The 21,035-nt window shown below is 60.9% G+C and carries 17 protein-coding genes; 13 read left to right on the top strand and 4 right to left on the bottom strand.

Going from position 1 to position 21,035, the window contains the following annotated elements; translation table 11 throughout:
* Nucleotides 1-89 precede the first annotated feature (89 nt).
* From GJT30_16370 to GJT30_16380, 3 genes are all read right to left on the bottom strand, one after another.
* Nucleotides 90-512 (bottom strand): hypothetical protein, encoded by a 423-nt coding sequence (locus tag GJT30_16370; protein ID MSM41193.1) that lies wholly within the window; start codon nt 510-512, stop codon nt 90-92.
* Between the two features lie 76 nt (nt 513-588).
* The gene (locus tag GJT30_16375; protein MSM41194.1) at nt 589-3,825 is read right to left on the bottom strand and encodes an AsmA family protein; all 3,237 of its coding nucleotides are present in this window, start codon (nt 3,823-3,825) and stop codon (nt 589-591) included.
* A gap of 124 nt (nt 3,826-3,949) precedes the next feature.
* Complete coding sequence (locus GJT30_16380; protein ID MSM41195.1) at nt 3,950-4,330, bottom strand: PilZ domain-containing protein; 381 nt, start codon at nt 4,328-4,330, stop codon at nt 3,950-3,952.
* A gap of 343 nt (nt 4,331-4,673) precedes the next feature.
* Here GJT30_16380 and rpoH point away from each other — a divergent pair, with 343 nt between their 5' ends.
* From rpoH to GJT30_16400, 4 genes are all read left to right on the top strand, one after another.
* Nucleotides 4,674-5,528, top strand: coding sequence for an RNA polymerase sigma factor RpoH (gene rpoH, locus GJT30_16385; GenBank protein ID MSM41196.1), 855 nt, complete (start codon nt 4,674-4,676; stop codon nt 5,526-5,528).
* A gap of 252 nt (nt 5,529-5,780) precedes the next feature.
* Complete coding sequence (locus GJT30_16390; GenBank protein MSM41197.1) at nt 5,781-6,563, top strand: adenylyltransferase; 783 nt, start codon at nt 5,781-5,783, stop codon at nt 6,561-6,563.
* A 149-nt stretch (nt 6,564-6,712) separates the two neighbouring features.
* Nucleotides 6,713-7,291, top strand: a complete 579-nt coding sequence (locus GJT30_16395; GenBank protein ID MSM41198.1) for a superoxide dismutase — start codon at nt 6,713-6,715, stop codon at nt 7,289-7,291.
* 87 nt (nt 7,292-7,378) lie between these two features.
* On the top strand, nt 7,379-8,596 hold the full coding sequence (locus tag GJT30_16400; protein ID MSM41199.1) for an efflux RND transporter periplasmic adaptor subunit: 1,218 nt from the start codon (nt 7,379-7,381) through the stop codon (nt 8,594-8,596).
* A gap of 16 nt (nt 8,597-8,612) precedes the next feature.
* Here the strand turns inward: GJT30_16400 and GJT30_16405 are convergent, their stop codons facing one another.
* Nucleotides 8,613-9,569: a M48 family metalloprotease gene (locus tag GJT30_16405; protein ID MSM41200.1), complete on the bottom strand. Its 957-nt coding sequence runs from the start codon at nt 9,567-9,569 to the stop codon at nt 8,613-8,615.
* Nucleotides 9,570-9,692: 123 nt separating this feature from the next.
* Here GJT30_16405 and GJT30_16410 point away from each other — a divergent pair, with 123 nt between their 5' ends.
* From GJT30_16410 to pheA, 9 genes are all read left to right on the top strand, one after another.
* Entirely contained in the window at nt 9,693-10,883 is a 1,191-nt protein-coding gene (locus GJT30_16410) for a SpoIIE family protein phosphatase (protein MSM41201.1), read from the top strand.
* 37 nt (nt 10,884-10,920) lie between these two features.
* Entirely contained in the window at nt 10,921-11,604 is a 684-nt protein-coding gene (locus GJT30_16415) for an ATP-binding cassette domain-containing protein (GenBank protein MSM41202.1), read from the top strand.
* A gap of 2 nt (nt 11,605-11,606) precedes the next feature.
* Entirely contained in the window at nt 11,607-12,764 is a 1,158-nt protein-coding gene (locus tag GJT30_16420) for an FtsX-like permease family protein (protein ID MSM41203.1), read from the top strand.
* Entirely contained in the window at nt 12,764-13,930 is a 1,167-nt protein-coding gene (locus GJT30_16425; GenBank protein MSM41204.1) for an FtsX-like permease family protein, read from the top strand. Before GJT30_16420 ends, GJT30_16425 begins: the two co-directional genes overlap by 1 nt.
* Nucleotides 13,931-13,941: 11 nt before the next feature.
* Nucleotides 13,942-14,685, top strand: a complete 744-nt coding sequence (locus GJT30_16430) for a hypothetical protein (protein MSM41205.1) — start codon at nt 13,942-13,944, stop codon at nt 14,683-14,685.
* Between the two features lie 171 nt (nt 14,686-14,856).
* Nucleotides 14,857-16,251, top strand: a complete 1,395-nt coding sequence (locus tag GJT30_16435) for a hypothetical protein (GenBank protein ID MSM41206.1) — start codon at nt 14,857-14,859, stop codon at nt 16,249-16,251.
* 51 nt (nt 16,252-16,302) lie between these two features.
* Entirely contained in the window at nt 16,303-17,814 is a 1,512-nt protein-coding gene (locus GJT30_16440; protein MSM41207.1) for a peptidoglycan-binding protein LysM, read from the top strand.
* A gap of 58 nt (nt 17,815-17,872) precedes the next feature.
* Nucleotides 17,873-19,804: a pilus assembly protein PilB gene (locus GJT30_16445; protein ID MSM41208.1), complete on the top strand. Its 1,932-nt coding sequence runs from the start codon at nt 17,873-17,875 to the stop codon at nt 19,802-19,804.
* Between the two features lie 136 nt (nt 19,805-19,940).
* A complete protein-coding gene (gene pheA / locus GJT30_16450) occupies nt 19,941-21,017 on the top strand; it encodes a prephenate dehydratase (protein ID MSM41209.1) in 1,077 nt (358 codons plus the stop codon).
* Nucleotides 21,018-21,035: the final 18 nt, after the last annotated feature.

Raw genomic sequence — 21,035 nt, forward strand, 5'->3', positions numbered from 1 at the left:
TGCACGAAGTATGGCGAGATTACGGCAGAGTGAAAAAAAAGGCGAAACCCGTTGGTTTCGCCTTTTGACATGAAGCTGTGCAGAGCCGCTTATTTCTCGGCGATCCTCAGCCCAGGTGCGAAGATGATCTTGTCGAAGGTACGGTTCAAGGTCTTGCTCTGGAAATTGACCATCGGCGGTGAATCGGGGAATTCTACAGTGTCACCGACCTTTACTTTGGTTTCCATGACGGCAACCCAGAGTTTCTGGCCTTTTTCTTCCACTTCAACATAGGTGTAACCAGCGGAGTTCATGGTGTTGACGACCTTGCCTTTGTGGCCGGCCCCGGCAGGGATCTCTATCTTCTGGATTCCAGCATGGGGGTTACCCGCGTGGGTCGCATCTTGCGGCATTTGCTGCTGCTGGCCAGGTGCACCAGCCGGTGCTGCTGCTTTGGGGGCTTCTTCCTTTTTGGTGCAGCCGAAGGCTGCCAGAGCTGCTACTGCGAGTACGACAACGAACTGTTTTTTCACCTGTAACCTCCTGTGGGGGATTATTGACCGTTTGCCAAAATATCACAGCTGGCAAATTAAGTACAATAGAAAAATCCTACTGGCCGACGATGACTTCGCCGGTATCAGTGACCAATCGGGCCGGGAGTTCGAAGATGCGGCGAAAGATTTCAAAGACCCCTTTGGTCATCGCCTTCACGGGAATTGCATTGACCGACGGATCATCCAGCTTCCCTTTTGCCTCAAAATAGGCGGTGATCAGGCTGCGGTCCTTGCCGGTCAGAATCCAGCCGACGATGGGGATCCTGCTGACGACCTTGTCGATGGTCTGCAGTGGTTTTGCCCCGATCGTGGCATTGATCTCGTTTTTGGCCAGGTTGACGGAGCCGATTGCCGTCAGGTTGATGGCATCGCTGTCCACGTACAGATCATTGGTGGAGATGATCCCGTCCTTGATGGCAAAGGAGCCGGTAATTTCGTTGAAGGGCATACCGCCGGAAACCATGTCCGGTAGTTGAAACTTGAGGAGCTGGGAGACGTTCAGGATCGAAAAGATCTTGGAGAGCGTAGCAAAACGCCGTAACGAACCTTCCTCGACCCGGAGACGGGCAGATCCCAGTGCGGTGCGCTTGATGTCGGCGCTGGTCTCGCCTTTTGCGGTCAGCTCTCCCTGCAGGAAAACGGTCCCTTTGACCTCCTGTTTCTTTATGTCCAATGCGTGCAGAAGACGTTCGGCCGATGCGTTTTCCAGCTTGTAGCTGGTCTGCAGGCGACGTTCGGTGCCCGATGTCCCCAGGTCGATCCGCGCTGTTCCGCTCAGTTTCCCCCCTGCCAGCGACGCTTCCAGGGGCTGGAGGTAGAGGATCTTGTTCTCGAGCATGACCACGCCCTTCAACTGCTCGAACGGGATATTGCGGACCGTGCCGGTATCGGCCCTGACCGTGGCCTTGAGGGTGACCTGCGGCGAAGGGCCGGGTGACGGTTTTTCCTGCTCCAGACCGGTTAACAGCAGCAGGTCCTCCACTACCAGCCGTGGCGCCAGGAGCGTGAGGTCGAGACTCGGGTTGTCAAGGTCATGTACGGTCCCTTTCACGGTCAGGATGGTGTTGTTCACCTGGCCGGAGAGCCCTGCTATCTGCAGGGAATTGTCTTTCAGGGTGATGTTGCCTGCCAGCCGGGCGATCTTGAAACCTGCCTGCGGCACCTGGAGTCCCAAGTCGGCGGGGTCCAGGAGCGGGGTGCTGAAGCTGAGCCTTATGGTCGGCTTGGTGAATCCCGCAAGGCTGCCCCTCCCCTGGATCGTGGAACTGCCCAGCTTGGCGCTCAGATGAGAACTCTCCAGGGTCGTCCCCTTGAAGGTCACGGTACCGTTGATGGCGCTGACCGTCTTGATCTTCTCCGTGGGTTTGAAGGAGAATCCGGAAAGGGAGACGGTCCCTTTCCAGCCCAGGTCTGCCGGACTGCCGCTCGGCGATTCCCCCTGCAGCGATGCCTGGATAAGGCCGGAGGTCTGGTAACGGGAGGCCTGGGGGAGCATGGCGGCAATATCTTGCGCTGCGAAGCGGTTGGTTCTGATGTTGATCCCGAGCCACTGCTTTTTGCCGTACAGATAGTCGGCACTGAGGGAAAATGCCAGGGGGGCAAGGTTGTAACGCAGCGAGGTCAGCTTCATCTCGTCTTTGCTAATCGATCCCTGGAAGCTCAAGGAATTCGCCCGGCCTGCCGGTTTCTTTATGACGTCGGGGTAACTGTATGCGGCAGCGCTCAGGTCCCATTCGCCAGAGATGCCGTAGCCGGATGTCGGTCCATTGCCGGACAGTTTCAGGGTGGAGTCACCGATGAAGGCGAGTTTCTTACCCCAGTCCCGGCCCATGAGCCAGGCAATTTCCGGCTGGTTTGGCTTCATGGTCATGGTGAAGGGATACGTGCAGGGGGGCTGGGGATTATACAGCTCGGTGATCCTACCCTCCAGAGCAAATGGGGAACTGCCGAACCGGGCGGTCATGCCGCTTAAGATGAAGTCTTCCCCCTTCATCGCCAGCCCCCCCTTGATGTCGCTGAACAGCGGAACATTGGGGCCGAAGGTCATGATCCCCCGTTCGACGCGGCCACGGATATAGAGAACCTTGTAGTTGTCGCCGACCCCCATATTGGCGATCTGGCTGACACGTCCTTCAAGGCGTCCCTCATCCAGCCGGTAGGTGCCGCCGATGATGTGCTGCTCGATGAAATCCGCCGTATCCTTGACGATGATCCCGTAAGGGACATAACCGCGGAACTCTTCCAGCCGGAATGGCGCGGTGGTGGCATTGGCGACGATCCGCGGGTCCTTGGTGTTGATGTCAAGGATGTCGCAACTTCCCTTGACCTTGAGGGTATCGACCTTGAGGTTGAGTGATTTCACCATGACCGCAGAAGGGGTCCGTTCCAGGGAATAGCTGAGGTTGACCGTCTGGGGGGTCAGGATACTGTGAAAAACCTGCGGGTAGGAAAAGCGGAGACCGTCGATCCTGACCTCGCCGGCAGTGGTGAACGAGGAGGGTGTTCCCTTGAGGTCGATATCCAGGTCGAATCGGCCAGTCACCTGTTCAAAGGGGACATACGTGCGGTAATACGGCCAGTAGAATTCCGGGTTGAGCCCTTTGGCAATGATCTTCACGTTCAGGTCGACGGCCGACCAGGGCTGGCCCTCTTTGGGCAACCGGATCGTCCCCCCGAAGGTAAGCGGGGTTTTCCGGTTGTTTTCCGCCAGATCGGTGGTCAGTTTGAACTTTGCCTTTTTCCCCCGCTTCAGATGATCCAGGTACAGGTCGGTGTTGTTCATCACCATGGTTATGGGCTGGGGAGAGATGGCCTGGTCGGTGAGGCGGATCGTGCCACCGTCCAGCCAGATATCCCGAATGCCGGGAGAGATGCTTTCTTCCTTTCGAGTTTCCAGCAGATCGCTGATGTTGAAGCTGCCGTCTTTATAGCGCACCAGGGAGACCGTCGGGCTTTTCAGGGAAATCTCCTTCAGAACGACCTTTTTTTCGAGCAGGTGCAGCAAGGAGAGTTTGAAGTCGATCCGTTCCGCAGAGAGGAAATCGCTGGAGCCATCCTTTTCCTTCACCACGACCTGCTTGAATGAAAAGGCCGGCCCCCGGCGTAGCGTGAATTCTCCAGTGCTATAGACTACCGGGCGGTTGAGGGCTTTTTGCAGTTCATCAATGATCTGGGTCTTGTAGGTGTCGAGATGAAGGAGCCGGATTGCGGCATAGGTGCCAAAGGTGCCCACAAGGGCGGCAATGGCAAGCAGGATCAGGCCGGTAACGATGAAAGTGCGGGATTTTTTCATAAATTCAGGTAATGTTTAATACGGGTGGTGTGGGCTGTGTAGAGCCTCGGTGAGGTTCGGCAGCCTGCCGGTGTCGCAGGTGGAGCCATATCCGGGGAGTGCAGCCGGATCGGAGAAGCCTGGCTTACGGTTCGTCCTGCTTGCTCTGGTGGCTTTTGATGAAATTGAACAGCTCGTCCATGACTTTGCCGCTGTCACCGGTATTGTGGGCCATGATGTTGCGGAGATGGATGAAAGAGTCGGTGCTCATCTTGATGAATTTGAGTGCGGCACCGTCCGCTCCGGAGCGGATGACCACGCCCTTGAGATTGACCGGGATCTGCGGCGTGACGCCGGTAAGGTAGATCGTGACGTCAACCTCTTCGTCCTGCGGGATAGTCTCTGCCAGCTTGACGAACATTCCCTGCAGACTGAGATTTTCCACTTCCCCCTTGTAACTTTTGTCGGTCCACTTTATGACACTCCCGACATTGAAAGGGATGCGGGAAAAATTGCGCTTTTCCATTGCTGCGCCTCCTGGAGATGGCAGGGATGATGGGTGATTCTACGGCAATTCGGTTGCATACGCAAGGGTACCTTTTGAATGAACCATATTATCGGAAAATGTCAAGCCTGACGGAGGGTTGCGGTCGCGATTCCATGGCAATCCCGGTCGGGGCGCTCTCGCGGAGGTGTGGGCCTGACCCGTAGCGCGAGGGAGTGCGGCTGGAGGAGCCGGGTGCGTTCCCGCGAAGAAGTCGCTCCTCCCCCCTTGAAATTCTTCCGACCAGCTGCTATATTTTATTAGCACTCTAGGGTACGGAGTGCTAATGTCTGATTGAAATGCCGAGAGCAGGGAGGAACCAACGATGACCATGGCATTGCCGGTTGTTGCCGATAGTCTTTCACTCTATTTTGCAGAGATCAAGAAGTTTCCCGTCCTCTCCCCGGAAGAGGAGCACGAGTTGGCGGTCCGTTTCTACCGTGACAAGGATATCGAGGCTGCCCACCGGCTGATTACCGCCAATCTCCGGTTCGTGGTGAAGATTGCCGCCGAGTATCGCGCCTATGGGATGAAGATGCTCGACCTGATCCAGGAAGGGAATGTGGGTCTGATGATGGCGGTCAGGAAGTTCAACCCCCACCGGGGGATCCGTCTCATCTCCTACGCGGTCTGGTGGATCAGGGCCTACATCCAGAACTATATCATCTCCAGCTGGAGCCTGTTGAAGATCGGGACGACCCAGGCCCAGAAGAAGCTCTTTTTCAAGCTGAGCCAGGCCAAGAACGCCATCATGGAGTTGATGGGCCATGACGACACCCGAGCCACCGCAGAGGCCTTGGATGTGAAAGAAACTGAGATCATCGAGATGGACCAGCGGATGCGAGGGGAATTCTCCCTGGATGCGGTGATCGGGGATGATGACGGCTCGACCCTCCTCGACGGGCTGGCCGACGAGCGGCTCAACCAGGAAGAAGTCCTTGCGGATCTGCAAGAGAACCGCCTCCTGCAGCGGCAGATCGGCCATGCAGTTGCAGGTCTCAACGACAAGGAGCGCTTCATCATCGAAAAACGGGTAACCGCCGATGACCCGCTGACCCTGCAGGAGATCGCCGATCATTTCGCCATCTCCCGCGAACGGGTCCGCCAGATCGAGGAAGGTGCACTCAAGAAGATCAAGAAGGTGCTGCTGCCGCTCATGGCAGAGCCCGCCGGTGCTTGAGGCGCTGCCGGCCTGCAGCTTGTGACCGAGAGGGGCGGTTGTTGAAAAACAGCCATCTCGCCGCCGTCCTCGAAAGCCTCCGTGTGCGGCGTAGCGCTGCTACGCCTCCGTGGGGCTTTCTGTGGGTGCGACGATCTGACTATTTTTAAACAACCTGGGTTTTCTACAACTTGAGGGGGGTGTATGCCCCTCTTTTTTTATTCCCGCGCGGGTGACCGGGCGGCACAACATCTCCCTTTGACAGGTGGCTCCATGCTCTCCAAGCAACAGGAAGAACGTTACGCGCGGCATCTCATGCTCGATCAGGTGGGGATTGCCGGCCAGGAACGGCTTCTCGCCGGTCGGGTATTGGTGATCGGTGCCGGCGGCCTCGGCTCGCCAGTGGCGCTCTACCTGGCCGCAGCCGGGGTCGGCACCATCGGTATCGCAGATCCCGATCAGGTGGAGCTCTCCAACCTGCAGCGGCAGATCCTGCATCATGTCACCGACCTGGGGCGGCCCAAGGTTGAGTCGGCCGGGGAGAAGCTTCTGGCCGTCAATCCGGAGCTGACGATTCGCCCCTACCGGTTGCGGGTCACTGCCGATACCCTCACCGATCTCCTCGGCGAGTATGACTTTGTGGTCGACTGCACCGACAACTTCGCTGCCAAGTTTCTCATCAACGATGCTTGTGTCACAAGCGGCACCCCATTTTCCCATGGCGGCATTCTCCGATTCGACGGCCAGACCATGACCGTTCAGCCGGGCAGTTCCGCCTGTTACCGCTGCATCTTCCCCGACATGCCCGACGAGCATACCGCAGTCGCCTGTTCCCGGGCGGGCGTCTTCGGGGTTTTGCCGGCAGTCATCGGCTCGATCCAGGCCACCGAGGTGCTCAAACACCTGCTCGGCAAGGGGGATCTGCTGTACGACCGTCTCCTGACCTACAATGCCTTGCGCATGGTTTTCCGCGAGATTCCAGTTCGTCGAAGTGCCACCTGCCCCGTGTGCGGCACGCAGCCCGGCATCCGCGACCTGTCGGGCCTTAAGGGGTAATGGGTGTGGTTGCATTTTCTCTGTCGCGTGGTATTAGGTTATTGCATCGGTAACGGCAGCAGAGGCATCGGGAAACGGCAGCGGGATTCCCACCCCTTCCTCCTTCTGCCCACTCGACTCAACTTCAAACTGCAAAGGAGATACGACAGATGACGTACACTGCCAAGGATTATGGAAAGCTGATCGGCATGCCCGGTTTCGGCGAGACGCTGCTGAAGAATCATTTCACCCTCTATCAGGGGTATGTGGCGAACACCAACAAGGTGCTTGAAGCCCTTGACGGGCTGCTCAAGGCCGACAAGGCCGCAACCCCCGAGTTTGCCGAGCTCAAGCGCCGCCTCGGCTGGGAGTTCAACGGCATGCGGTTGCACGAACTCTATTTCGAGAACCTGGGAGGGGCTGCTCCGCTCGACCAGAATGGTGCCCTGGCCAAAAAGATGGCCGACAGCTTCGGCAGCGTGGCTGCCTGGGAAAAGGATTTCCGTGCCACCGGCGCCATGCGGGGCATCGGCTGGGTGGTTCTCTACCAGGACCTGACCAACGGCAATCTGATCAATTTTTGGATCAATGAGCACGACGTGGCAAATGCCGCCGGCTGCCAGCCGATCCTGATCATGGACGTATTCGAGCATGCCTTCATGCTGGATTATGGTCTGAAGCGGGCGGATTACATCGAGTCCTTCTTCAAGAACATCGACTGGAAAGCGGCAGAGGCGCGGCTGAAGTAGCCCCGGCAACGGTGTTGCTGTAATTTCCCGAGGCGGGGCCGCTATGCCCCGCCTTTTTTGTCATACTTCTCCGTGGAGTTCCGCTGCATGGCAGACAACGATCTGAACAGGCTCACCATCGATAAACGGGCGTCCGCATTCACCCCTGGCCGGCGTCGGCGAAAGCGCTGGCTGATCATCGGACTTCTCGTCCTTCTTATGGCGGGGGCGGGCATTCGCTGGCTGCTGCTGTCGACGGTGACGGTGGAAACCGGTACGGTTACCCTCATCTATCCTTCCCAGACCTTTACCCTGCTCAATGCCAGCGGCTACGTGGTTGCCCAGCGCAAGGCGGCGGTCGCGGCAAAGACCACCGGCCAGCTGGAGTGGCTCGGGGTGCAGGAGGGGAGCAAGGTAACGGCGGGTCAGATCATCGCACGCCTGGAGAACCGTGACGTGACAGCCTCCCGCAACCAGGCCGCAGCCGGTCTGGTCACGGCCCGGGCCAACCTGGAGGAGGCCGGGGCCGAACGGCTCGATGCGGAGCGTTCGTTCAAGCGGATGCAGGAGCTGGTTGCATCGGGGATCGTTGCCCAGTCCGATTACGATGCGGCTGAGGCAAGGCTCAAGCGCGCCAGGGCGGCCGAGGCAGGGATGGCATCGGCAGTCAAGGGTGCCGGGGCTGCCCTGTCCGGGGCCGATGCCGCTCTCGACTACACCCTGATCCGCGCTCCGTTCGATGCCGTGGTGCTGACCAAGAACGCCGATGTGGGAGATATCATCACCCCGATCGGCGCGGCAGCCAATGCCAAGGCCGCAGTGGTGACCATCGCCGACCTGGGGTCGCTGCAGGTGGAGGCGGATGTTTCCGAGTCGAACCTGGCCAAGGTCAACGTGGGGCAGCCCTGCGAGGTCCAGCTGGATGCCCTCCCCGATGTCAGGTTTCGCGGCGTGCTGCAGACCATCGTCCCGACCGCAGACCGGAGCAAGGCGAGTGTGATGGTCAAGGTCAGATTCGTTGACCGGGATGCGCGGGTCCTGCCGGAGATGAGCGCCAAGGTCGCCTTTCTGGAGCGGGAGGAAACCCTGGCCGAGAAGCGGCCGAAAACGGCTGTGATCCCGGCGGCGGTTGCCGAACGAAACGGCGCCAAGCTGCTCTATGTGGTGAAGGATGGCAGAGTAAGGGGGGTGCCGGTCACCCTCGGCCCCAGGATCGGCGATCTAGTGGAGGTGACAAGCGGCGTCAAGGCGGGTGAAACGGTGGTGACCAAGCCTTTGGACCGGCTCAGGGACGGGATGAAGGTCAAGCTGGCCGAGAAGAGATAGCGCGGATTCCTGCCGTCTAGCGACGGAATCTGTCGAACCAGCGCCGTCCGGGTGTACGCGGCGGTTTGATGGAGACAGGGATCGGGTTGCCTTCGTCGTCCCTGCCGAAGAGGAACGGCTCGGCATGGCCGGCATCCAGTTCCAGAAGGCGTTTCACCCGCTTCCCCGTATCCGGGTGGGTCCGCAGCAGTGACGGCGCAGCGGTGCCCGCTCCTGGCTGGAAAAACTGCCGGGCGATCTGCTCGTTGCGTGTTTCGAGCTTGGCCAGCGCAGCGGCCAGCCCCTGGGGGTCGCCGGTCAGCCGGGCTGCCAGAAGGTCTGCATCGTATTCGCGGGTGCGGGACAGGGCAAGCTGGAGCAGGGTGCTGGCAAGGGGGGCCACTGCCATGAGGAAGATCGGAAACCAGGGGAGCGAGAACTGTCCCAGCAGATAGAGTGGCAGATTGATCAGGATGAGCAGCTGCCCGGCCATGGAGATGATGGAGGCCAGGTGGCTGGCCATGTCGGCGATCCCCATGACCCGAGTGTCGCGGCTGGCAATATGGCAGATTTCGTGGGCCATGACGCCGATCAGCTCGCGCAGGGTCAGGAGCCTGAGGACCCCGTCGCTGATGACGATGCTGCCGTTCTCTCCGTATCCGATGGAGAAGATGAGAGGCGAGTCATTGGCCATGTAGTGGAGCTGGGGGGGCTCCCGCAACCCGGCCCGGCCGGCCAGTTCCCCGGCGATGGCAAAGAGCTGCGGTGCCTGTTCCAGGGAGACGGGCTGGGCGCGATACATCTTGAGCACGATGAGCGGTGCATGGCGAGAGCCGACGGCGAGCGGTACCAGCAGCACCAAGCTCCAGATGATGCCGTAGCCGCCGGCGAAAAACCAGGCAAGGACCAGCACCAGGCCGACCATCAACAGGAGCAGGATGATCGACTGAAAAAGGTTCTGCAGCCGGTTCTTGATAAAGACTTTGCTATCCATATCTTCACGACCCTGATCGAATGACGGGACATGCCCGTTAGGCAATCTTAGCACAGAATCCCTGCTTCCGCAGTCGCACGGAAGACGATCATTTCGTGCCTTACGCGGGGAGAGGAGGGGCTCATGACCGACAGGATCCTGGTGGTTGACGATGAGGAGGCGATCCGTTCCCTGCTTGTCGATGCCCTGAGCTACGAAGGGTACGAGTGCGCCGAGGCCGACGGTGTAGAAAACGCTCTGGTGCGGCTTAACGAGCAGGAATACAGTCTGGTGATATCCGACATCATCATGTCGGGGGGGACTGGGCTGGAGCTTTTGCAGCGGATCAGGACCGGCTCTCCCGACACCTTTGTCATCATGCTCTCCGGGGTGGTCGATACGGAAACCGCCATCCACTGCATCCACCTAGGGGCAGTGGACTACCTGGTGAAGCCTTTCAGCAACGAACGTCTCAGCGTGACGGTTCGCAACGCCCTCAAGCAGCGCCGCCTGCTGCTCTCCCATCGCGCTTACGAGGAGGGGCTGAAACAGAAGGTCCGCGAGCAGACGGAGCAGATCCGGGAGGCGCTCCTGGAAAACGCCCGGGTCACCAAGGAGATGGAGATTGCCCGGGCCATCCAGGAGGCCCTGGTCCCCCGGCATTTCCCTCGGTGCGAGCGGCTCGAATTTGCCGCCACCTATCGTCCTGCCGGTTTCGTGGGGGGAGATTACTACGATTTCTTCCTGAGGGGTGACGGGCTCTTGGATGCGATCATTGCCGACGTTTCCGGCCACAATGTCGGTTCGGCCCTCCTGGTCGCCGAGATGCGAGGCGCCCTGCGGCGGCTCCATGCCTCGGGGCCGATCAGCTGCGCCGGGATCCTGAGCCTGCTCAACGAGGCGCTTCACGACGATCTGACACGGGTGGGGCTCCTGGTCAGCATGTTCTATCTCCGTTTCGACGAGCGGAGCCTGGTGCTGCACTACGCCAACGCCGGCCACAACCGCCAGCTGCTGCTTCATGGCAACGGCGTTGTGGAAGAACTGGATGCCGAGGGGATGATCCTCGGCGTCGTGCCACAGGTGGATTTCGAGGAAAAAGCGGTCGGGATCGCGCCGGGCGACCGCCTGCTCCTCTTTACCGACGGGATCAGCGAGGCGGAAAATGCGGAGGGTGAGCAGTTTGGAGCCCATCGGCTGGCAGCGGCGCTGCAGGAGAGCCGCATCGGTGACTCTCAACAGGCGCTTGCCCATCTGATCGCCTCGCTGGAGGAGTTCATCCAGGGGACGGCACTGCGCGACGATCTGGCGATGGTGGTGACGACGGTCCACTGACGAGCAGGGGGGGGGCGATGCAGGAGAGGGAGTATTCATGACCGATGAGCCGCTCGTCGAGATCGTCAACGTTGCCAAGTCCTATCGTCGCGGCAGCCAGGTCGTGCCGGTGTTGGAGGATATCACCTTCTCCATCGCTGCGGGGGAGTTCCTCGCCCTGATGGGGCCGTCCGGGTCAGGGAAAAGCACCCTGCTCAACCTGATCGCCGGCATCGACACCGTGGATTCCGGCACCATCACCATCGGCGGGGTGAACATCACCACCCTTGCCGAGACCGAGCTTGCCGCGTGGCGCGCGCTCCATGTTGGTTTTATCTTCCAGTTCTACAACCTGATGCCGGTCCTGACCGCTTTCGAGAACGTGGAGCTGCCGCTTCTGCTCACCAGGCTTTCCCGGCGCGACCGGCGAGAGCACGTCGCCACCGTGCTGGAACTGGTGGGCCTTGCCGACCGGATGGACCATTACCCCTCCCAGCTCTCGGGCGGCCAGCAGCAGCGCGTGGCCATTGCCCGGGCCATGGTGACCGACCCGACCATCCTGGTGGCCGATGAGCCGACCGGCGATCTGGACCGGGTTTCGGCAGGGGAGATCCTGTCGCTCATGGACCGGCTGGTGGCGGATTTCGGCAAGACCATCATCATGGTTACCCATGATCCGCGGGCCGCGGAGAAAGCACACCTGATCCGCCATCTGGAAAAGGGTGTATTGACGAACTCCTGACCATGTTCATCTTCAAGCTCATCATCCGCAACTGCTTTCGCCATCCCCTTCGCCTGCTGCTGACCATTGCCGGCGTGGCCGTGGCCGTCATCGCCTTCGGCCTGCTCAGGACCCTGGTGGAACTCTGGTATTTGGGGGCGGAGAGCTCGTCCTCCACCCGGCTGATCACACGCAACTCCATCTCGCTGGTCTTCTCCCTCCCGATCTCCTACAAAGAGAAAATCCGGCAGGTGCAGGGGGTGGAGAAGGTCGCCAACGCCAACTGGTTCGGCGGCGTCTATAAAACCGAGAAGAATTTTTTCCCCAACTTTGCCATTGACCCGCAGAACTATCTCGATCTCTACCCCGAGTTCGTCCTTTCCCCGGAGGAGCGGGGCGCCTTTCTCCGGGACCGGAAGGGGGCGGTTGCCGGTCGCAAGCTGGCAGCCAAGCATGGCTGGAAGGTGGGAGACCAGATCACCCTCAAGGGGACCATCTTCCCCGGACAGTGGGAGTTCGTGCTGCGCGGGATCTACCGGGGGGCGCAGCGGACCACCGACGAGAGTCAGTTCTTCTTCCACTGGAATTACCTAAACGAGACCCTGAAGCGGACCATGGCCCGTCGGGCCGAACAGACCGGCATCTTCGTCATCGGGGTGAAAAAGGCCGATCAGGCGGCCGAGGTGGCAGAGGCCGTGGATGCCCAGTTCAAAAACTCCCTGGCAGAGACCCTCACCGAGACGGAAAAGGCGTTCCAACTCAGTTTCGTCGCCATGACCGAGGCGATCGTCATTGCCATCCAGATCGTCTCCTATGTGGTGATCGTCATCATCATGGTCGTGGCCGCCAACACCATGGCCATGACCGCCCGTGAGCGGATTGCCGAGTATGCCACCCTGAAGGCGCTCGGGTTCGGGCCTCTCCATATCGGCGGGGTGATCTTCGGCGAGTCGCTGGCCATCTCGCTGGCCGGCGGCGCGCTCGGCATCGCCCTCACCTTCCCGGCGGCCGGCTGGATCGAGACGGAACTCTCCCAGTTCTTCCCGGTGTTTCACGTCACCACCGTTACCGTGCTGCTGGACCTGGCAGCGGCAACGGTGGTCGGTGGCGTGGCCGCCATCTTTCCCACCTGGCGCGGGGTAACCATCCGTGTGGCTGACGGGCTGCGGAGGATCGGCTGATGGTGATCCCCCTTTCCTACAGCTTCCGCAACCTCTGGACGCGGCGCCTTACCACGGTTCTCACTGCCTCGGGGATGGCCATGGTGGTCTTCGTCTTTGCCGCGACCCTGATGCTGGCCGAAGGGCTGCAAAAAACCCTGATTGCTACTGGGTCGCCCGATAATGTGGTGGTGATCCGGAAAGGGTCGGTCTCTGAGGTTCAGAGCGGCGTGGAGCGGAACCAGGCGTCCATCGTGGAGAGCCAGCCCGAGATCGCCATCGGCAGCAACGGCCGGCAACTGCTCGCCAAGGAGCTGGTGGTCCTGATAAATCTTCCCAAGCGCGACAGCAACAAGCCTTCCAACGTGGTGATCCGGGGCGTCGGCGAGGAGTCGCTGCTGCTGCGGCCTCAGGTCAGGCTGGTCCAAGGGCGGATGCCCCGTCCCGGCTCGGCCGAGGTGGTGGCCGGTATGAACATTGCCAAGCGGTTCAAAGGGGGCGGGCTGGGGGAGACGCTCCGTTTCGGCATGCGGACCTGGACGGTGGTGGGGATATTCGATGCCGGCGCCACCGGCTTCTCCTCGGAGATCTGGGGGGACGTGGACCAGCTGATGCAGGCTTTCCGGCGGCCGGTCTACTCGTCGGTGGTGTTCAAGCTGCGCGATACCGGGCAGTTCCAGGCGCTCAAGGAGCGGATCGAGAGTGATCCGCGGCTGACACTGGAGGCCAAGCGGGAGACCCGCTACTACGAGGACCAGTCCGAGGCCATGGCCACGTTTCTCCGGATCATGGGGCTGGCGCTGACGATCATCTTTTCCCTGGGGGCCGTGATCGGAGCGATGATCACCATGTACGCTGCCGTTGCCAACCGGATCACCGAGATCGGCACCCTGCGGGCGCTCGGGTTCACACGGACGAGCATCCTGATCGCCTTTGTCTGCGAGGCCCTCTTCCTCGGCCTCCTGGGAGGGGTTGTCGGCATGGTCTGCGCGTCGTTCATGCAGCTGATTACCATCTCCACCATGAACTGGCAGTCATTTGCCGAACTGGCCTTTTCCTTTACCCTCACCCCCTCCATCATCGGCAAGGGGTTGCTCTTCTCCCTCATAATGGGGCTGGTGGGGGGCGTGCTGCCGGCGTTCCGGGCGGCCAATATGAAGATTGTCGATGCCTTGCGGGCATCCTGAAGGAGAGGTAGATGTTCGATTTTGTCCTGAAGAGCGAAAAGATGATCTGGGTGATGATGGTGCTCTCCCTTGCCCTGTATGGTCTTGACTACCTGCTGTACGGCAGGGGAGGGGAGATCGGTTTCAGCTTCCTGGGGAACCTGGCCTTTCTCCCCATCTATGTCCTGTTCGTCACCCTGATGGTGGAGAAGGTGATCAAGCAGCGGGAGCGGGAGGCCCTCCGGCAGAAGCTGAACATGGTGATCGGGGTCTTTTTCAGCGAGGTGGGGACGCATCTCATGGGGGATGGGTTCCTGTTCGTGAAGGACCGCGACCACCTGTCCGCTGCCATGCGGATCACCCCCCTCTGGCAGGGGGAGGATTTTCGCCGTGCGGCCGACTCGCTGCTGCGGCGCGAACTGCAGATCGACAGCCGCGGCGGCGATCTCGATGCGCTGCACGACTTCCTGGTGGGACGACGGCAGTTCATGCTCGGGCTCATGGGAAACCCCAATCTTCTGGAACATGACGAATTCACCGACCTGCTTTGGGCGGTTTTCCATCTCATCGAGGAGCTGGAGGCGCGGCAGAACTTCATCGGCCTGCCGGAAGCCGATCTTGACCATCTGTCGGGCGACATCAAGCGGGCTTACGTGAACCTGCTACGACAGTGGCTGGTCTACATGCAGCACCTGAAGAACGACTACCCCTACCTCTTTTCCCTTGCGGTGCGGACCAATCCGCTCAACCCTGAGGCGCGGGTGGTGATCGGCTGACAGGGGTGTGCCGGTGTTGGCCGTGACATTGCAGCTATTTAATTCTCCGGTCAAGACGGCGAAACTGTTGCCGATAAAGAATAGGAAGCGGTAAAACATCCCCTGTGCCGGGTTTCTGCCCAGCAACACCGGATGGAAACGGGGTGTCCGGATATTCTCCGATCAGGTGCCATGGTAACCATAGTCATCATCTCAAACGATCCCCATGTCCTGCTCCTCAAGGAGCGGTTCCAGCCGCTCATCACGGCTCAGATCTGCATCTTTTCCGATTTCGAGCAGGGATTGGTGGCGGTCTTCGACAAGCGGCCGGCAACGGTGTTCATCCAGCGCGAGATCGGCGGCACTACCGCCGAGGTGATCGCCAAGCAGATCAAGGGGCTGCTCCGAGATGCCTCGCCACGGATCGTCCTGATGGGAGATCTGGATGGACAGAAGGGGGAGCGGCCTCACTGCTTTGACGACAGCTTCGATTTTGCCTCTTCGGAAGAGGAACTCTGCGCGTTTTTCGGAACCCAGTTGAAAAAGATCCCCCATCTCCGCTGGAAGGAGGGGGACGGCCCTGCCGATTGGGGAGGGGTCACTCCTGAGGTCATTCCTGTTCATCAGGAGCTCTACAGGGTTGAAGACCATGCTGTTTCGACACCGAAATCGGGCGTCGAGCCGCAGGAACGAGGTGCCGACACGCCGCCAACGGCGATGTCCCATCCCGCGGAGTCGTCTGTGGCTGCGGGGCAGGGTGGGGAACGGCCCGTCGAGCCAGTGTCTGCCGGTGTTGACGGTCAGCCCCGTGCAGCGGCTCCTCGTCCCGTTCCCCAGCCGCAACCGCCAGCCGCAGGAGAGCCTACTCTTGCAGGTGCTGCGTCACCGCCGCGACCGCGGCCGGCGCCGCAGGCCGCTGCGCGGCCTCAGGTTGCGCCAAGCAGGCCGCGCCCGGCGTCTCCTCCGCATCCTGAGATGCCGGTCGAGGAGCTTCCCCCCTTCGAGAGCCTCTTCGGGCAGGAGCCCCGGAAGCATTCCCTGCCGCTCTTCGCGGCAGCCGCTCTCCTGGGGGTGCTGATCCTGGGCGTCAGTGTCTACGGGGCGGCACGCCTTCCGGCGATACAATCGCTCTTCCGCACTGCGCCTACCCCGGCACAGCCGCAACCTGCCACCCCCGCCGTCCAGGCCGTCCAGGCCGTCGTGGACAACCGGACCACGGCGCAGTCGACGCAGAGAGCGTCCCTGCCCCGGCTTATCTCCCCAGACCGGAAGGACGTGGCGTATTCGACCACCCACCCCGGATGGGAGCGGTTCTTCTCGCCGGGGATGGAGTTCAGGGTTTTCCGGTCGGGCAGCGACATCAAGGCGATCCAGGTAATTGCTGCGGGAGAAAAGGGGATTGGCGAAGAGGTGGTTGCCGGCCTGTTGCAGGATTTGCTCGGAAGCGGCGACTATTCTGCCACCTCCAGGGCACGGAAAAAGGATTACCTGGTAGACCAGGCCACGCTTGCCAATGGCGCCGAGCTCGCACTCTACCGGAAGAGCGACGGCAGCGGTATCCGGGGGGTCGTGGTCACGCTGCCGTAACATCATTCTGCAGGTTTGTTTTGTCATGTATTGAGAAGTTCAGGAGTGATCATGTATCGATTCGGAAAGAGGCTGCTCCGTTGCCTGGCATGCGCGGCTGCGATCCTGCCGGCATGGGGCCTGCCTGCCCACGCCATTGATCCGCAGTTTGAACTCGATCCACAGGTTCTGGACAGAACCTTCCCCGCTGCCCGGCAGAGCCTAGCGGCAAAGCACGCCGCACCACCCCGCCACAAAAAGGTTGCATCGCCATCAACCCGGTACCGGGTCAGGCCGGGCGACACCCTCAACCTCATCCTGATGGGACGATACGGCTTTTCGGAACGGGAAGCCGAGGCCATGATCCCCCGCGTGAAGCAGTTGAACGGGATTACCGACATCCATGCTCTGCAGGTGGGTCGCACCATTACGATTCCAACCGCAGATCGGCAGGGGAAGGGGCATGGCCGCTCCCGCTCCTTACAGGGCGACTCCGGGAAGATGGCAACGCAGCAGTTCAGAATGGTAAAGGTTCGACGCAGCGACGGTCGCGGCGATCTCACCCCGGTGCGCCTGGTCTGGGACCGCCTGCATCCTGCGCCTGCCGACGCTCCGGAAGGGATTGAGCTCAAGGGGGAGAATTTTTCCCTTTCCCTCGATCCGGTGCGGTTCCCGGTCCTGCCTGCCGCCGATGGCGGCAAGATCCTGCTCGATCCCGGCGGCAAGCTCCCTCCGCTGGTGAAAAGCCTTGTGCAGGGCGTCGACGAAGAGGTGCGGGTGGTGAGCGACGATCCGGCCAATGTCAGGCGCTTCTATGCCTCCCTGCTTGCCGCTGCCCGTTTTTACTCCGTTGAGGAGGACTTCAGCGTCACGTTCGGCACAGATCCGCAACTGACGGTGACCAGCGATTTCCGGATCGAACGGGATGCGGAAAGCCTGATGAAACAGGACCTGGTGCTTCTCAACGTGAGCGAGGCGCGGAGCGGCATGCCGGCCAGCCTGGTCTCCTTTCTCTCCGGTCAGGGGTTCCAGGTGATGGAGCCGTACCCTGCGCCCCGGCGTGACGCACGAGGGGAAGGAAGTCGCCTCTATCAGGTGCCGGCCGTTACGGCAACGGAAATCGCCGACCGCATGCTCGATTCACTCAAGCTCACCTACACCCGCGATGCCACGGTCGAACTGTTCGGGCCGATGGACAGCGGCCTTCGTCTCGATATCCGGGCCGACCGCTTTTTCGAGTTCGGTGGCGAGCGGTTCATCATCAGCGGCTTCAACGGCGATCCGGTTTTCTATACCCTGATGCGTCTTCTGGAGACCCGCGGCTATCGGGTCGTCATACTGGAGGAGCGCGACGATTTCAGGCGGGTCGGGGAAAAACTCCTCACCCAGTTGCGCCTGCCCGGCAGTTTTGCCACGCAGCGTCTCTGGCCTGCACAGGATATTCCCTACACCGTTCAGCTTTCCGGGTTCAGCTTCCGCGATCCGTCGAGCGGGGACCGGGTTGTCCTGACCCCTGCCGAACTCGACCCGCTGGTGAGCGAACTGGTAGCCCTGAACGGCTATACGGTTTTCAGGCCGCGCTGACGCCTCTCCGGCCGGACCCCCGGTCGGCACCGAAGGGCATTACCAAGGAGAATCTGCAATGGCCCCGAAGAAGATGGGCGAAATCCTGCTGGAGAACAAGCTGATCACGGAACTCCAGCTCGAAGAGGCGCTGGAGCTGCAGAAGCTGTATCCCGGGCAGACCATCGGCCAGCTGCTCTGCAAGCTCGGCTACCTCAACGAGTCCGACCTCGCCTATGTCCTGGAGCAGGCGGGCAAGCGGCAGCGGCTGTCCGACATCCTGGTGCGCGACAAGCTCATTACCAATGAGCAGTTGGGAAACGCCCTGGCTCTATCCAAGAAGGATGACGTGCCGCTCTACCGTGCGCTCTATAAACTACGCTACCTGGAAGAGCCGCATCTGGCGCGGATCATTGCCGAGCAGTACGATCTTTCCTTTGTGCAGATCGACGTCCTGGAGATCGACCCCGATCTTGCCCGTTACATCAACGCCACCTTTGCCCAGAAGCAGAAGATCGTCCCCATCTCCCGCATCGGCACCACCCTGACCCTGGCCATGGTCTACCCGCTCAAGCTCCAGGAACTCAAGGACCTGGAGGCATCCATCCGGCACCGGATCATCCCGGTCATAGCCACGGAGAGCGATATTGCCAATGCCCAGCAGCGCCTCTACCGGCATTCGGCGCAGTCGCAGCCGGCTGCCGAGGAATTTGTCGAAGAGTTCGCGGCTGACACCATCGGCGTCCTGTTGAGCGAGAGCGGCGCCCTTGACGAGCCCGACGTTGAGGAGGAGGTCCGCAAGGTCACCGAGCGCGACAGCGTCATCGTCAAGCTGGTGAACAAGATCATCTATGACGCCTGCCAGAAAAAGGCCTCGGACATCCACATCGAACCGTATCCCGGCAAGAACGACGTGGTGGTCAGGATGCGCGTGGACGGGCGGTGTGCCGTCTACCAGCGGATTCCGTATCGCTACAAGTACGCCATCCCGTCACGGATCAAGATCATGGCCGATCTGGACATTGCCGAGCGGAGAAGGCCCCAGGACGGCAAGATCAACTTCAAGAAGTTCGGGCCGCTGGACGTGGAGCTGCGGGTCGCTACCATGCCGACTGCCGGACATCTGGAGGATGTGGTCATCCGTCTCCTCAATACCGGCACGACCGTTTCCCTGGAACAGGTCGGCTTTACCGAACGGAATGCGCGGGTTTTCAATGAGTCGATCCGCAAGCCACATGGCCTGATCCTGGTGGTGGGGCCGACCGGTTCCGGCAAGACCACCACCCTCCATTCGGCCATTGCCGGCATCAATGCACCGGAGGTCAAGATCTGGACCGCCGAGGACCCGGTGGAGATAACCCAGAAGGGGCTGCGCCAGGTGCAGGTCAACCCGAAGATCGGCCTTACCTTTGCCGCGGCGCTCCGTTCGTTTTTGCGTCTCGATCCCGACGTGATCATGGTGGGGGAGATGCGCGACCTGGAGACCGCCTCCATCGCCGTAGAGGCCTCGCTGACCGGGCATCTGGTCCTTTCCACCCTCCATACCAACTCTGCCGCGGAGACGGTGACCCGCCTGCTGGAGATGGGGCTCGATCCGTTCAGCTTTTCCGATTCGCTCCTCTGTGTGCTGGCCCAGCGACTGGTCCGCACCCTCTGTGCCGAGTGCAGGGAGATCTACACCCCCGGAGAGAGGGAGATTGCCGAGATCATCGAAGAGTTCGGCACGGAGCAGTTCGCACTGACCGGCCTCGACCCGGCCGGCCTGAAACTGGCCCGTCCCCGAGGCTGCGCCCGGTGCGGCAACAGCGGTTATGCCGGCCGTCTCGGCATACACGAGCTCTTGGAGTGCACCGACGCGCTGCAGGGGCTCATCAAGAAAAAGGTGGATACAGATCTGGTCCGTCAGCAGGCAAGCGCCGACGGAATGACCACCCTGCGGCAGGACGGCATCCTCAAGGTCTTTCAGGGGTTGACCGACATGCACGAGGTGCGGCGGGTCTGCCTCAAATGACCGGCTCCCGCTCGTGCCGTCTCAGGCGAGGCACGAGCGGGAGTGGCAGGTTAAAAACCATTTGCATTTTCCCCGCTGTTGCTTTAGAGTGGGCTCCCTCCAATCCCGAACCATCCCCCCGGCAGGTGAAATCCCAGTGGATGATCTGAAATCCTTGGAAGTGTTGCGTCAGGATATCAACGCGGTGGACGACCGCATCCTGGAACTGCTGAACCGTCGGGCCGGCCTGGTGATCGAGGTCGGCAGGCTGAAGACCAGGGAGAACCGCGATTTCCACGTGCCGAACCGCGAGCGGGAGATCTACGAGCGGCTGGCTGCCGTAAATCCGGGGCCGTTTCCCACCGAAGCCCTGCGCAGCGTTTTCCGCGAGATCATCTCTGCCTCGCTCTCCCTGGAGTCGCCGATGAAGGTGGCCTTCCTCGGTCCGAAGGCAACCTTCTCCCATCTGGCAGCCATGCAGCATTTCGGGCTCTCCGCCGAGCTGGTGCCACAAAAGGCGATCCCGGCGGTCTTCGAGGACGTGGAGAAGGGGCGGGCACTCTACGGCGTGGTGCCGGTGGAAAACTCCACCGAGGGGGTGGTTTCCCACACCCTGGACATGTTCATGGAGAGCGACCTGAAGATCAACGCCGAGGTGCTCCTGGAGGTCTCCCACTTCCTCCTCTCCCGCACCGGCCGGATCGAGGACGTCAAAAAGATCTATTCCCATCCGCAGCCCCTGGCCCAGTGCCGGCGCTGGCTTGCCGACAACCTTCCCAACGTGCCCCTCGTTGACGTGGCATCCACCACCCTGGCTGCCCAGATCGTCAGCGAGGATTATTCCGCCGCAGCCATTGCCAGCCAGTACGCCGCCTCGCTCTACGATCTCAAGGTGGTGCGGGAGCGGATCGAGGACCAGGTGAACAACGTCACCCGGTTCCTGGTGATCGGTTCGAAGGTGGCGGAGAAGTGCGGGAATGACAAGACCTCCCTGATGTTTTCGGTCAAGGACGAGCCGGGCATCCTCTACCGGATGCTGGCCCCCTTTGCCCAGCGCGGGGTCAACCTCTCCAAGATCGAGTCGCGCCCCAACAAGACCAAGGCCTGGGAGTATGTCTTCTTCCTCGACCTGGTCGGGCACATAGCCGATGCACCCGTGGCCGAGGCGGTGGAGGAGCTGAAAGGGTTCTGCCAGTTCGTCAAGATTCTCGGTTCCTATCCCAGAGCGAAATAGACGCGGAGGCTGCGGGTC

Source organism: Geobacter sp. (assembly GCA_009684525.1).
Taxonomy (GTDB): domain Bacteria; phylum Desulfobacterota; class Desulfuromonadia; order Geobacterales; family DSM-12255; genus Geoanaerobacter.